The 14,568-nt window shown below is 46.5% G+C and carries 14 protein-coding genes; 7 read left to right on the top strand and 7 right to left on the bottom strand.

Going from position 1 to position 14,568, the window contains the following annotated elements; genetic code table 11:
• Nucleotides 1–46 precede the first annotated feature (46 nt).
• From LS482_RS02655 to LS482_RS02665, 3 genes are all read left to right on the top strand, one after another.
• Complete coding sequence (locus tag LS482_RS02655; RefSeq protein WP_367890593.1) at nucleotides 47–1,126, top strand: class I SAM-dependent methyltransferase; 1,080 nt, start codon at nucleotides 47–49, stop codon at nucleotides 1,124–1,126.
• 38 nt (nucleotides 1,127–1,164) lie between these two features.
• Nucleotides 1,165–1,827 carry a 3'-5' exonuclease gene (locus LS482_RS02660; protein WP_233030207.1) on the top strand — a complete coding sequence of 221 codons (663 nt, stop codon included), beginning with the start codon at nucleotides 1,165–1,167 and terminating at the stop codon, nucleotides 1,825–1,827.
• 69 nt (nucleotides 1,828–1,896) lie between these two features.
• On the top strand, nucleotides 1,897–2,310 hold the full coding sequence (locus LS482_RS02665) for a hypothetical protein (protein ID WP_233030208.1): 414 nt from the start codon (nucleotides 1,897–1,899) through the stop codon (nucleotides 2,308–2,310).
• A 128-nt stretch (nucleotides 2,311–2,438) separates the two neighbouring features.
• Here the strand turns inward: LS482_RS02665 and LS482_RS02670 are convergent, their stop codons facing one another.
• The 7 genes from LS482_RS02670 to LS482_RS02700 all read right to left on the bottom strand — a co-directional run bounded on the left by LS482_RS02670 (nucleotide 2,439) and on the right by LS482_RS02700 (nucleotide 11,582).
• On the bottom strand, nucleotides 2,439–3,875 hold the full coding sequence (locus tag LS482_RS02670) for an SLC13 family permease (RefSeq protein WP_233030209.1): 1,437 nt from the start codon (nucleotides 3,873–3,875) through the stop codon (nucleotides 2,439–2,441).
• 75 nt (nucleotides 3,876–3,950) lie between these two features.
• Entirely contained in the window at nucleotides 3,951–5,855 is a 1,905-nt protein-coding gene (gene acs, locus LS482_RS02675; protein ID WP_233030210.1) for an acetate--CoA ligase, read from the bottom strand.
• Nucleotides 5,856–6,160: 305 nt separating this feature from the next.
• Complete coding sequence (locus LS482_RS02680; protein ID WP_233030211.1) at nucleotides 6,161–7,855, bottom strand: sodium:solute symporter family protein; 1,695 nt, start codon at nucleotides 7,853–7,855, stop codon at nucleotides 6,161–6,163.
• Between the two features lie 154 nt (nucleotides 7,856–8,009).
• Nucleotides 8,010–8,267 carry a DUF4212 domain-containing protein gene (locus tag LS482_RS02685; protein WP_233030212.1) on the bottom strand — a complete coding sequence of 86 codons (258 nt, stop codon included), beginning with the start codon at nucleotides 8,265–8,267 and terminating at the stop codon, nucleotides 8,010–8,012.
• Between the two features lie 222 nt (nucleotides 8,268–8,489).
• Complete coding sequence (locus LS482_RS02690; RefSeq protein ID WP_233030213.1) at nucleotides 8,490–9,032, bottom strand: DUF4136 domain-containing protein; 543 nt, start codon at nucleotides 9,030–9,032, stop codon at nucleotides 8,490–8,492.
• Between the two features lie 142 nt (nucleotides 9,033–9,174).
• Nucleotides 9,175–11,199 carry a urocanate hydratase gene (gene hutU / locus LS482_RS02695; protein WP_233030214.1) on the bottom strand — a complete coding sequence of 675 codons (2,025 nt, stop codon included), beginning with the start codon at nucleotides 11,197–11,199 and terminating at the stop codon, nucleotides 9,175–9,177.
• Nucleotides 11,200–11,417: 218 nt separating this feature from the next.
• Nucleotides 11,418–11,582, bottom strand: a complete 165-nt coding sequence (locus LS482_RS02700; RefSeq protein ID WP_233031789.1) for a C1orf53 family protein — start codon at nucleotides 11,580–11,582, stop codon at nucleotides 11,418–11,420.
• A 147-nt stretch (nucleotides 11,583–11,729) separates the two neighbouring features.
• Between LS482_RS02700 and LS482_RS02705 the strand changes: the two genes are divergently transcribed.
• The 4 genes from LS482_RS02705 to LS482_RS02720 all read left to right on the top strand — a co-directional run bounded on the left by LS482_RS02705 (nucleotide 11,730) and on the right by LS482_RS02720 (nucleotide 14,553).
• Nucleotides 11,730–12,038: a hypothetical protein gene (locus LS482_RS02705; protein WP_367890594.1), complete on the top strand. Its 309-nt coding sequence runs from the start codon at nucleotides 11,730–11,732 to the stop codon at nucleotides 12,036–12,038.
• A 59-nt stretch (nucleotides 12,039–12,097) separates the two neighbouring features.
• Nucleotides 12,098–12,565, top strand: coding sequence for a hypothetical protein (locus LS482_RS02710; RefSeq protein WP_233030216.1), 468 nt, complete (start codon nucleotides 12,098–12,100; stop codon nucleotides 12,563–12,565).
• A 210-nt stretch (nucleotides 12,566–12,775) separates the two neighbouring features.
• Nucleotides 12,776–13,669 (top strand): 1-aminocyclopropane-1-carboxylate deaminase/D-cysteine desulfhydrase, encoded by an 894-nt coding sequence (locus tag LS482_RS02715; protein WP_233030217.1) that lies wholly within the window; start codon nucleotides 12,776–12,778, stop codon nucleotides 13,667–13,669.
• A 74-nt stretch (nucleotides 13,670–13,743) separates the two neighbouring features.
• Nucleotides 13,744–14,553 carry a glucosaminidase domain-containing protein gene (locus LS482_RS02720; RefSeq protein ID WP_233030218.1) on the top strand — a complete coding sequence of 270 codons (810 nt, stop codon included), beginning with the start codon at nucleotides 13,744–13,746 and terminating at the stop codon, nucleotides 14,551–14,553.
• Nucleotides 14,554–14,568: the final 15 nt, after the last annotated feature.

Below are 14,568 nucleotides of genomic sequence, written 5' to 3' on the forward strand. Positions count from 1 at the left end.
CATTGTGTCACTTTTATTGAAAAAGAGCACTTTTGAGGGCGTTAGCATGAAAGAGATAGCAAGCCAGATCGAAGCCCGGAAAAAAGCCCGGAAAAAATTACCTTCCTGGTATAATACACCGAATATTTACTATCCGCCCCTGCTGTCCGTAGAGCAAACTTCCTCGGAGATCACTGCCGGGTACAAATCCCGGCTGGTAAGCGGAAAAACACTTATCGACCTTACCGGTGGCTTTGGTGTGGATGCCCGTTTTTTTGCAGAAAGAACAGATCGTGTTTTTCATTGTGAAACCCATCCGGAACTATCGGACATTGCATCCTACAATTACGACATACTCGGTGTAAAAAACATCACTACGATATCCGGTGACGGTATTGCCTACCTGAAAACATCCGACCGGAAGTTTGACTGGATCTATGCCGATCCCGCCCGCCGGGATGCCCGCGAGAAAAAAGTGTTTATGCTCCGCGATTGCCTCCCTGATATTCCGGCGCACCTGGAAACGCTTTTCGAACGCTCCGACAACATCTTGATCAAAACATCGCCCCTGCTCGATATCACCAATGGCATTACCGAACTCCACCATATAAAAGAAATCCATATTGTTTCCGTAAACAATGAAGTAAAGGAGTTGCTCTGGATACTGAAAAAAGATTATGCAGCCCCTCCCCTTCTCAAGGCCGTGAACCTGGAAAAGGACAAAGAAAAAACCTTCGAATTTTACAGGCACGGGGAAAATGATGCCAATCCGATATTTTCCCTGCCGCAACAATTCCTTTACGAGCCCAATGCCGCAATTTTAAAAGCCGGGGGATTTAAATCCCTTTCCGAAAAAACCGGATCGGGAAAATTACACCTGCATTCCCATCTTTATACCTCAGAAGAATTGATGGAAGATTTTCCCGGACGTAGATTTCGTATTCTTCATATTTATCCCTATACTAAAAAGACACTTAAACCGCTTTTAAACAAAAGCAAGGCCAACATCACCACACGGAATTTCCCGGAACGCGTAGCCGGGATAAGAAAAAAATTCGGGGTGAAAGAAGGAGGAGACCGCTATCTGTTTTTCACGACCAATATGAACAATGAAAAAATTATGATCGAATGCCGTAAAATTGTTTAAGAAAAACGTTAATGTAAAAGTTCTGAAATCAATAACACATGTTCAGTTTCTTCAAAAAAAAGCCTCAGACCGACTATCCCGACTTCTGGACGGAATACGAACAAAGCTTCCGGAAAAAAACGGAAACGGGTATTACAGAAAACCGCTTTGTGGTTTTTGATACCGAAACAACGGGTTTCAATTATAAAACGGACAGAATACTGAGCATCGGAGCCGTACCCGTGACGCAAAACAATATATCGGTCTCCGATATTTTTGAAGTCTACATCCGGCAGGATACATTTAATCCTGAAACCGTAAAGATACACGGGTTATTAAAGGAAGACGGGCGTGTGACGGCCATTGCGGAAGAAGAGGCCCTCCGCCGGTTCCTGGTTTATATAAAAAACGCCATCCTCGTGGCACACCACGCCCATTTTGACACCACAATGATCAATGCCGGGCTCAAACGGATGGGGCTGCCCAAATTGAAAAACAGGGTCCTCGATACTTCTGTCCTGTACAACCGCACCCGGATCACCTCCAACCTCATAGACCGCAATAAGAACCATTCCCTGGACGAACTGGCGGATGCACTCAACATACCCAAAAACGACCGCCACACAGCTACGGGAGATGCATATATTACGGCCATTGCCTTCCTGAAGATACTGACCCGGCTGGAGAAAAAGGGAATTTACAGGACCAAAGAATTATTCTGAAAAACCGAAGCATAAAATCATCCGGTTAAATTCTCCCCTCAACGCCCGAACACCTGAAAAGATAGCATCATGAAAAACGACAAGGAACTGATCCTCAAAAAACTTGACGAACTCACGGGAACCTGGAGGTCCTCAGGTGAAATGTATACGGAAGATAATTCCCGGATCTCTATCAACGGTACGGACAGCTACGAATGGTTGCCGGGGAATCAATTCCTGATTCCCCGGGCCGATGTTCATGTGGGCCATGATAAAATTGATGTTATTGAAATCATCGGGGAATACGACGAAAACAGAAAAGCCTGTGCCATGCATGCCTTTCAGAACGATGGCAGTCACGGGCTCATGTGGGCAACTGTAGAAAGTAACGGTTCCCTTTTATTTTCGGGAGATGCCATACGGAGTTTTTTCAATATAGCTAAAGACGGAAAATCCATGCACGCAAAATGGGAACACCCGGATCACTCAAAATGGATACACTGAATGGATATGCATTTTTTAAAGGAGAATTAAAAGCCACCGAACGAAAACTGCCAGGTACAAACTATTAATGTTATAATCAGAAACGAACTAATTATAACCGCAAGACCGTATGGCAAACCGTTTATTTATTATCCATATACCCAGTGTACCAGGGTCAGTGTCACAACGACAAGAAAGATCACGGTGATTAGGTTCAGGAAAAAACCGGCCCTGACCATATCGGACATTTTAATGTATCCGCTGGAAAACACAATGGCATTGGGCGGGGTGGATATGGGCATCATAAAGGCACAGCTGGAAGCCAGCGCCACAGGTACCGCGAGATACATCGGGTTAATTTCAAGCGTCCTGGCAATCCCCAGTACGATGGGCATAAAAATAACCACCAGGGCCACATTGCTCATCAATTCGGTAACGTAAAGTGTAAATGCTGTTAAAAGGAAAATCAGCAGCCACAGGGGCATGGTCCCGTCACCTGCAATAACATTCCCCACAAATTCCACTATCCCCGTACTTTCAAGTCCCTTGGCCAGGCAGATCCCTCCCCCGAAAAGTAAAAGTATGCCCCAGGGAAGTTTTTCGGTATGGCTCCAGTTCAGCACATATTCCTGTCTTTTCAACTTTACCGGAAGCACAAACATTAAAAGTCCGCCGCCCATTGCAATGATCGTATCATTGAGATAACTTCCTCCCAGCAAACCGTTAATCTGTGTTTTGAACACCCAACAACAGGCCGTGATAAAAAACACAACCGCCACCACCTTTTCAGCCAGGTTCATCCTGCCCAGTTCTTTTAGTTTTGCCTGGACCAGTTCACCGGAACCGGCCAGTTTACCCAGTTTATGCGGGAAGAGTATCCTGGTTATCAAAAAATAAGTAACGAACAGTAAAACAAAACAAACCGGAATCCCTATGAGCAACCAACGCCCGAACTCCACTTCCTGCTGATAGAATTCTTTCATAAACCCTACAAAAACCACATTCGGCGGCGTACCTATAATCGTGGTCACCCCTCCGATATTGGCTGCGTATGCTATACTGAGCATCAGTCCCAGTTTAAACCTGTGGTATCCTTTTTCCTGCCCTTCCTGCTTTTCTTCTTCCAGCAGGTTCACAATAGATAAGGCGATGGGTAGCATCATTACGGCAGTGGCCGTATTGGATATCCACATGCTCAGAAAGGCCGTGGACAACATAAACCCGAGGATAATTCCATTGGCATTGGTCCCGGTTATTTTGAGTATGTTCAGGGCGATCCGGCGGTGGAGGTTCTGTTTCTCCATCGCCAGGGCTATGAGGAAACCACCCATAAAAAGGAAAACAATGGGGCTGGCATAAGGCGCTGCGGCCTCTGTCATGGTAAAAACCCCGAATACCGGGTATAAAACCAGGGGCAACAGGGCGGTTACAGGCAGCGGTACCGCATCTGTAATCCACCACACCACCATCCATACCGCAAGTGCAACTACCTGGACAGCTCCCGGTTCCAGCGTATCAAAACTCAGGGTAGACAACAGGATCATAAACAATACCGGCCCGCTCATGAGCCCTATCACTTTTGCCATATATCAGGAATTTATTGCGGGAATAGTGTATATGTGTGTACGATCCAGGAGACCCGGATCGTACACCTATAAAATTCAGACTACATTTTCAATGATCTCAGACACTACTTCCGGATTGAGGAGTGTGGAAGTATCCCCAAGATTACTGGTGTCTTTTGAAGCTATCTTCCGGAGTATCCTTCGCATGATCTTACCACTCCGGGTCTTGGGCAAACCACTTACGAACTGTATCTTGTCCAGCTTGGCTATAGGCCCTATGTGTTCGGATATATGCTGATTGATCTCCTTACTAAGGTTTTCGCGGTTTCTTGTTTCACCGGTTTCCTTGAGGATAATAAACCCGTAAAGCGCATTTCCCTTTACCTCATGCGGAAAACCGACTATAGCCGATTCTGCCACGGCGGGGTGCTCGTTTATGGCGTCTTCTATCGGGGCCGTACCGAGATTATGGCCCGAAACAATAACCACATCATCTACCCGTCCGGTGATGCGGTAATATCCTACCTCATCCCTCAGGGCGCCGTCTCCGGTAAAATATTTCCCCGGAAAGGCGGAAAAATACGTTTCCTTGTACCTCCTGTGGTCACCCCAAATGGTCCTGGCCATAGACGGCCACGGGAATTTAATGCACAAGCTTCCCACTACCTGATTACCTTCTATTTCATTGCGTTTGTCGTCCATCAGCACGGGTTGTACTCCGGGTAGCGGCAATGTGGCATAGGTGGGTTTTGTTGGTGTGGAAAAAGCTATGGGCGAGAGCATGATCCCCCCGGTCTCGGTTTGCCACCAGGTATCGACTATAGGGCATTTCTTGTTCCCTACATGATCGTTATACCAGTGCCAGGCTTCTTCATTGATGGGCTCTCCTACCGAACCAAGCACTTTAAGCGAGGAGAGGTCGTATTTGGTGACCCACTCCGTACTTTGCTTGGCGAGGGCCCTGATAGCCGTAGGAGCGGTATAGAACTGCGTTACCTTGTGTTTGTCTACTACCTCCCAGAACCTCCCGTAATCGGGATAAGAAGGCACACCTTCGAACATCACGGTTGTTGCCCCGTTGGCCAGGGGGCCGTATAAAATATAGGAGTGTCCGGTAATCCAGCCTATATCGGCGGTGCACCAGTACACATCTTTTTCCTCGTACTGGAATACATTTTTAAATGTGTATGCCGTATAAACCATATATCCGGCTGTGGTGTGCAGCATTCCCTTGGGCCTTCCGGTAGAACCGGAGGTATATAAAATAAAAAGAGGGTCCTCGGCATCCATAACTTCGGCTACGGAAACATCAGACACGCTGTCCAGCAACGGTTGCAGCCAATGGTCCCGTCCTTCTTTCATGGATATTTCGGTATTGGTACGTTTGGCGACCAGCACCGATTCGACGGACGGACAATCCTCCATGGCCTCGTCGACAATACCTTTCAGGTCGATCGTTTTGTTGCCGCGGAAACCACCGTCGGCAGTAATGACCATTTTACATTCACTGTCCTGAATCCTCGTGGCCAGCGCTGTTGAAGAAAAACCTGCAAAAACCACGGAGTGAATAGCCCCGATACGGGCACATGCCAGAACTGCAACAGCGAGCTCGGGAATCATGGGCAGGTAGATACACACCCTGTCCCCTTTTTCAATGCCCTTTTCACGGAGCACATTGGCCATTTTGCACACCCGTTCATAGAGATCGTTATAGGTAATATGCTGTGATGGTTCGGCAGGGTCATTGGGTTCGAAAATAATGGCCGTTTTATCGCCCCGCTTGGCCAGGTGACGGTCTATACAGTTTTTGGTAATATTGAGTTTTGCATTTACAAACCATTTCACTTCGGCCTCTTCCAGCTTGTATTCCAATACCTTGTCCCATTTCTTGTACCATACAAAATCATCGGCAACCTTAGACCAGAATTTTCTCGGTTCACGGACCGACCTTTTGTAGACCTTGAAATATTGCTCCAGACTCTTTACTTCGTAAACACCCATAGTAAGCTTTTTCTTTTTATTTTTTTGGTTATACTATTATGCCTTCAGCTAAGGTAAAACCACCCGGGGGGACGTACACAACGGGATTACATCCAGAATTTTCCCTGCTGTTGACATTACATTATTAATTGTGCCCGGTTTTTTATGATTTTACCATATAAACCTGCAAAAACGTATCAAATATATAATTAAAATCTGCTTCAGGCATATTTTTGGCTATAATCTTCTTCACTATTTATTGACTTTTGCATATTCGGTATTAAATAACATAAGTGCTATGTTAAATGCACCTGCAGGCGTAGTAATCAATGAGAGGGAGCTTCTCCCGTTCCCTCCGGAATCCTGATATGCTCAACGATTTCCTGTACGTCTTCGGGGGGAGGCGCAGTAAACCTGCTTATCACAAGGGATACCACAAAATTGACCGTCATGGCTATCATACCGAAACCTTCCGGGGAAATGCCGAACCACCAGTCTTTCTCTTCGCCCCCGCCGAACATATTGAACTTGAATTTCATCATGTAAAACAGCATCAGCAATATTCCCACCACCATACCACTTATTGCGCCTTCCTTGTTCATTCTCTTATAAAAAATGCCCAGGATAATGGCCGGAAAGAATGAAGCCGCCGCCAGTCCGAAAGCCAGTGCCACCACTGCCGCTACAAACCCGGGGGGATTGATACCGAAATACCCTGCCACAACTACGGCCACCGTAGCAGACAACCGGGCGATCCACAACTCGGCTTTATCGGATATGTCCGGACGTATCTGCTTTTTGATCAGGTCGTGCGATACCGAAGTGGAAATAACGAGCAATAACCCTGCGGCCGTAGAGAGTGCTGCTGCCAGTCCTCCGGCAGCCACCAGGGCGATCACCCAATTCGGCAACTGCGCAATTTCGGGATTGGCCAGGACCATGATATCGTTGTCTATCTGAAGTTCATTGGCTTTTTCATCGGCGACATACTGTATCCGTCCGTCATTGTTTTTATCGGTAAACGTGAGGAGCCCGGTGGTCTCCCAGTTCGTAAACCACTGTGGCATAGAGGTATACTCTTTATTACTCACGGTTTCAATAAGATTGGTACGGGCAAATGCAGATACCGCGGGAGCAGTGGTATACAAGATGGCTATAAAAAGCAGGGCGAGCCCGGCCGATTTCCTGGCATCTTTTACCCCGGGCACCGTAAAAAAACGAACAATAACATGCGGTAGTCCGGCAGTACCCACCATGAGTGCCAGGGTTATGGCAAAAACATCGATCATACTCTTGGTACCGTCGGTATATTCGGCAAAACCGAGTTCCCTTGACAGTCCGTTCAGTTTATCGAGCAGGTACATCCCTGAGCCGTCTGTCAATGTATCTCCCATTCCCAGTTGAGGGATAGGGTTTCCCGTCATCTGAATGGATATGAAGATCGCGGGGACCATAAAGGCAAATATCAGCACACAATATTGCGCCACCTGGGTATAGGTAATCCCTTTCATCCCGCCGAGTACGGCATAAAACAATACGATCACCATACCGATAACGACGCCCGTATTGATATCGACCTCGAGAAAGCGTGAAAAAACCACGCCTACGCCGCGCATCTGTCCGGCCACATAGGTAAAGGAAACTATCAGGGCACATATAACCGCCACGGTTCGTGCCGTCCTCGAATAATAACGGTCGCCTATAAAATCCGGAACGGTAAACTTACCGAATTTCCGAAGGTAGGGCGCCAGAAGCAACGCGAGAAGCACATACCCGCCGGTCCACCCCATCAGGTAAACGGCACCGTCATATCCCATAAAGGAGATGATCCCGGCCATGGAAATAAATGAAGCAGCCGACATCCAGTCAGCTGCGGTAGCCATTCCGTTGGCCAGGGGAGAAACGCCTCCTCCGGCCACATAAAATTCTTTCGTGGACCCTGCCCGGGACCAGATGGCGATCCCTATATATATGGCAAATGAAATGGCCACAATGATATACGTCCATATTTGTACACTCATGGTTTTTGGGTTGGTTGATTAATTCTTTATTTGTCAAAAGCGCATAAAAAAACAGCGTATTGCTGCGTGTATTTGTTTAATATCCGGTCTTTCGTTCCACAATTCCGGAAAAACGCCTGTCGATTCCCCCGGAGTTTGCGGTTACACATCCACCTTATTTGTGATACCCGTATTTCCTGTCCAGTTTATTCATCAAACGGATATACACAAATACGAGGATGACAAACACGTATATAGCTCCCTGCTGGGCGAACCAGAACCCCAATTCAAAACCTCCTATACGAATATTGTTCAGTACATCCTTTAGTAGTATCCCTGCCCCGTAAGAGACCAGGAACCATATTCCAAGCAGAATGAAGAGGTATTTCAGATTTTCTTTCCAGTAAGCTGTTGCTTTTTGCCTTGGTGTCATCAAAATAAAATGTTTGCTTTATTCGATAAATATAATATTTTAACTTCGTTTTACCGATGACATCATAAAAAATCAACAAAAAATATCAGTATCACAAACATATCATACATTTCCGGATGATTCTCCTTCACAAGGATGTCCTTAGGCGCAAACAAAAAAATCCCCCGTAAATAAATCAATATTACGGAGGATCAGGGTTTATAACAATTACATGCATTATTTTTACCTGCTTGCCTGTCTGCTGTCGGCTCCGGGAGGATATTTTTCGAGTATGCTTCGTACAAACTCATTGATGCGTTCTTCTTTTTTATCCATCCTGTGGGTCAGGTAGCCTGTACCTTTACCCTGCCATACCAGTTCGTTTTTCCCCGCATCGATAAAGTCGATAAAGAGAGAACCTTCGGTGGTTGTGGAAACATTCGGGTAATTCATACCCCACCAATACGGGTTCCAGCCCCAGCCCCAACCGTAGTTGTTGTAAACATCCACACGTTCTTTTTCGGTCGTGAAAATACTGACGAGCATGTCGGGGTTTTCGGATTTGGTCATCCCTTTGGCCAGGAGTTCGGCTTCTATGGCTCTTAATATCCTTTTCTTGTCAAGGTCTGAGATCTCGGCCTTATCTATTCCGGGCTTAAAGAAGGCAAACGATCTGTAGTTATTAAAATCGGCCTGTTTATCATAATCGGCAGCAACCCGGACTGAGGCACAGGATCCCAGAAAAAGTGCGAGTATACATACCGGTAATAGTTTTATTGCTTTCATAATACTGTTTTAATTATTAATCTTGTATGGTTCAATCGGTATTTCCCGGGCCCGTTCAGGGGAAGCCGGGAACATATCGGGATCATATATAAAAATACAAATTTTACCTCGGCTTCGGCATAAAATATTCAACTTCTATTTGTTAAATATTTTCTAAAAGGGTATCGTCTACCCGGTTAGGCAGCGTTACTTTCAGACGCGGTTCGGTCTCCATCGCCCTGTTTATCGCAAAAACGGCTTCTTCATTCCGCGCCCAGCTTCGCCTTGCGATCCCGTTATTCACGTCCCAGAACAACATGGATTTCAGACGGTTGGCTGCTTCTTTTGTTCCATCAAGAACCATGCCGAACCCGCCATTGATCACCTCTCCCCAGCCTACGCCGCCGCCGTTGTGAATGCTCACCCAGGTAGCTCCGCGGAAGCTGTCTCCAATCACGTTGTGAATGGCCATATCGGCCGTGAAGCGCGAACCGTCATAGATATTGGAAGTTTCGCGGTACGGCGAATCTGTTCCCGACACATCGTGATGGTCCCGGCCTAGGACCACCTCGCCTATTTCACCACGTGCGATGGCATCGTTAAAGGCCTGTGCTATTTTTATGCGGCCTTCGGCATCGGCATACAGTATCCTTGCCTGTGATCCTACCACCAGCCTGTTTTCCTGCGCTCCTTTGATCCAACGGATATTGTCGGTCATTTGCTGCTGTATTTCCTCCGGTGAATTTTCACGGATTTCCTCCAGGATTTTGCAGGCTATGGCATCGGTACGGGCAAGGTCTTCCGGCTTACCGCTGGTACACACCCAACGGAACGGCCCGAAACCGTAATCAAAACACATGGGGCCCATGATGTCCTGCACGTAGGAAGGATAACGGAACTCCTTTTCTTCTGGTCCGGCATTTTCTCCTTCAGGTGCGAGGACATCCGCTCCCGCCCTGGACGCTTCGAGCAAAAAGGCATTCCCGTAATCAAAAAAATAGGTACCCTGTGCCGTATGTTTGTTAATGGCCGTTGCCTGTCGCCTTAAACTGATCTGTACATATTCCCTGAACTTTTCCGGGTTTTCCGCCATCATTTTATTGGCCTCCTCGAAACTCAGTCCTGCCGGATAGTATCCACCCGCCCAGGGATTGTGTAACGAGGTCTGGTCCGACCCCAGGTCGATACGAATATTTTCCTTGTGGAAATGCTCCCAGACCTCGACCACATTCCCCAGGTAAGCTATGGATACGATCTCCTTATCGTTTTTTGCTTTTTTTACCCGTTCCGCAAGAACGTCCGGATCATCGATCATTTCATCCACCCATCCCTGGGAATGACGGGTAGCTACGGCTTTGGGATTAACTTCGGCACAGACGGTCACACACCCGGCAATGTTCCCTGCCTTGGGTTGCGCCCCGCTCATACCGCCGAGACCGGAAGTCACGAATAATGCCCCGGTCCCCCTGTCTCCCGATGACGGACTTTTACCGATTTTCCGCAAGGCGTTCATTACCGTAATGGTAGTTCCGTGAACAATACCCTGCGGACCGATGTACATATAGCTCCCGGCGGTCATCTGCCCGTATTGGGTTACACCGAGGGCATTGAATTTTTCCCAGTCGTCCGGTTTCGAATAATTGGGGACCATCATCCCGTTGGTGACCACCACCCTCGGGGCTTCCTTATGTGACGGGAACAATCCCAACGGATGACCGGAATACATGACCAGCGTTTGTTCTTCCGTCATTTCGGCCAGGTATTTCATTGCTATGCGGTATTGCGCCCAGTTCTGGAAAACGGCACCGTTCCCCCCGTAAGTAATGAGTTCATGAGGATGTTGTGCCACTGCATGGTCCAGGTTGTTCTGTATCATTAACATAATGGCCGCGGCCTGCCTGCACCGGGCGGGATATTCTTCAATGGGACGGGCATACATTTTGTAATCGGGCCGGAAACGGTACATGTATATCCTCCCGTATTTTTCCAGTTCTTCCGCAAATTCAGGCAGAAGGACGGTATGGTGTTTTTTATCAAAGTACCGAAGTGCATTCCGCAATGCCAGTTTCTTCTCTTTACCGGTGAGTATCTCCTTCCGTTTCGGAGCGTGGTTTACAGTGGTATCATATGGTTTTACACGGGGTAACTTATCCGGAATACCCTCAAGTAGCTGTTCTTTGAATGTCATAATATGATGATTTAAGGGCCGCATCGTACAGGAAAAACCTGCCCGGCGGACTCAATTTTATCTGGAATTTACAAATTGTATTGAATTTTATACTGATGCACCGGGCGCTTACCCGATACCGGAGACTTAAAAACAGGGGAAAGGCTAAGGATACCTGATATCCACCCTGTGATGGGTATAGGCAATCCTTATTTTATATTGCATGATACCGAGATCCATCAACGTCTCCTCTTATTGGTTTTTCTGTCATACCCGTAAGGACAGTGCCTGCAACCGCTCTCACAGCAATAGCCCCGCTTCAGGTGGTACTGTTCGGTAAAGACCTTATAACCTTCCGGTGACAGGTAATAATCGCCTTCTTCTATGGGAATGATCTTTTTTATCAAGCCTAAAAACAATGTTACAGCAGTATCATCCGGCAATTTATTTTGTTAGGGACACACTACTTTGGTATATATCTTGTTATATTTACAAAGGTAATTTTTTGATTTCATTCCTGAAAGCGACACATGATTTTAATTTCCAAACACTTGTTTCCTAAGCGTTATGTGGGACTTACACTATGGCCCGTTATATTCCTGAAAACGCCCGAACTGAAAAATGACCCGGTGCTTCTCAATCACGAAAGAATTCATTTGAGACAGCAGATCGAGCTCTTTATCCTTCCTTTTTACCTGCTTTACGGGATGGAATGGATAATTGGCCTGGTCAAATACCGGAATGCCTATGCCGCATATAAAAACATCAGTTTTGAACGGGAAGCCTATGCCAACGAACACAACCACAACTACCTGATAACAAGAACACCCTGGCGGTTTTTACGGTATATTTTTAACTGACATTAACATGGAAATGGCATTTTTTTTGCTGCTAACAACAGTAAAAAAAGCGTGTAAAAATGAGACCATTTGTTTTTCTATTTACAGTTTTATTTGCCCTGGTTTCCTGTAACGGGCAGGAAACTTCAGAAAACCAAAATAAGGCACAGGCCAAAACAGAAACTCCGCAACCCAAAGAGCGCTGGAAAGTGGACAAGGAAATGGATGAAAACGGGAATATCATCCGTATGGATTCTACCTACACCTGGTCGTATTCTTCAAACGGCAGGGACATTTCCCCGGAAACCATGGACAGCCTGATGAACCATTTCAGGGAAAAGTTCCGTTCCGGTTTGCCTCCGGCATTTAACGAAGATTTCTTTGATTCCTTTACATCAGATTCTGCGTTTTCCCATCCCTTTTTTAACGACAGCCTTTTCAAAAAACAATGGGAAGACCGGTACAAACTGCTGGAAGATATGAAAAGGCGGGCAGATTCCCTGCATCGAAGCTCCTCAGAAAACTTTAAGAAAATGAATAAAATATAAGCCGGTAAAACTATACAGTAACACCGGGATTCACAAGACTGGTATAGAGCACTGCAGAAACACCGTATAGCTTTGTACATTTTTGTGAATCTCCGTGTTGCATAATACCCCGGTTGAAGCGAATCGAAAATACAGCTATCTGCTGAAACATTTTATTCCTTTCGTCTCTTCGCCTTCTTTCCTACCTTTGCGATCTTTAAGTGATGTATTTTGAACCGGGAAATCGTACTGGACATTCTTCAGGAAAAAGGAATAACGCTGCACATAAAGCGCGAAGACCTCCTCCATCCCCATATTTCAGGGAACAAGTTCCGCAAGCTGAAATATAACCTCCTGGAAGCAAAGGAAAAACACCACGATACATTACTCACTTTCGGCGGGGCCTATTCCAATCATATCGCAGCCGTAGCAGCGGCCGGGAAAGAACACCATTTTAAAACCATAGGTATTATCCGCGGCGAGGAGCTCTCCGGAAAAATTGCCGGAAACCCTACCCTGAAATTTGCCGAAAAACAGGGTATGCAGTTCAAATTTATCTCCCGCAGGGATTTTCGTCAAAAGAACACCCCTGATTTTATAACTCCGTTACAAAAGGAATTCGGCCACTTTTACCTGCTTCCCGAAGGAGGGACCAATACCCTTGCTGTTAAAGGTTGCGAGGAAATATTGACTGCAGAAGACCAGGATTTTGACTACATATGTTGCCCCGTTGGCACGGGAGGCACTATCGCCGGATTGATAAACAGTTCAAAAGATTGTCAACAAATATTGGGTTTCCCCGCCCTCAAAGGGGATTTTTTAACCGATGATATTCGTAAATTTGTCCGGAAGGACAACTGGTGTTTACAAAATGATTTTCATTTCGGGGGCTATGCCAGGATCAATAGCGAACTGGTCTGTTTTATCAACGATTTTAAACAAAAGACCGGAATTCCGCTGGACCCCGTATACACCGGTAAAATGATATACGGTATACTAAAACTCGTAAACGACGGTTATTTTAAAAGCGGCACTAAAATACTGGCCGTTCATACCGGGGGGTTACAGGGTATCCCCGGAATGAATAGCGTTTTGCAAAAAAAGAACCTGCCGCTCATAACATAAAAGTCAATAAATTACCGGGAGGTCATTTAACACTGTAAACCGATTAACCGGACACTAAGGCAACCAACTGACAAATGCGAAAAATAGCAGTTATACTTCTTCTTGTTTTGGGACTGATTGTCTCTTCCTGTGGCTCCAAGAAAAAAGCAGCCCGGAAAAGGAAAGCGGAAAAACACAGAACAGTAAGGATAGCTCCCGAACCGCCGGAAGAACGCTACGACAACAGTACAAAAAAAGGAGCGTTCACCCCTGTGAAAATCAGTTCTACAGAAGAATACATAAAAATGTTCGCCCCCGTAGCCCGGGACGAAATGCGTGAATTCGGTATTCCGGCCAGCATTACGCTGGCACAGGGCATCCTGGAAAGCGGTTCGGGAATGGGCGCACTTACCCGAAAGACCAACAATCATTTCGGAATTAAATGCCATACCGGGTGGTCCGGCGGTATGGAATATCACGATGACGATGAAAAAGGAGAGTGTTTCCGGAAATACGACCACCCCATGACCTCCTACCGGGACCATTCCCTTTTCCTGACTTCCCGAAGCAGGTATGCCTCACTGTTTGACCTTCCCGAAGACGATTACAGGGGCTGGGCAAAAGGCCTGCGGCGCGCAGGTTACGCCACAGACCCCAGGTATCCCCAAAAACTCATAAGCCTTATTGAAAAATACCGGCTATACACCTATGATGAACAGGTACTGGAAGCATCCGGCCGAAAAAAACGGAGAAAACACCACAATGACGACACACATATCGTCCGCCGCGGAGATACGCTGTATTCCATATCCAAAAGGTACAACACCACCGTGGAAGCACTGAAAAGGGCCAACAGGTTGCGAAGCAATACCATCGACGTAGGGCAGGAATTGAAAATCAGGTAATGATTATACATTTTA

It is taken from the genome of Sinomicrobium kalidii (assembly GCF_021183825.1).
Taxonomy (GTDB): Bacteria; Bacteroidota; Bacteroidia; order Flavobacteriales; family Flavobacteriaceae; genus Sinomicrobium; species Sinomicrobium kalidii.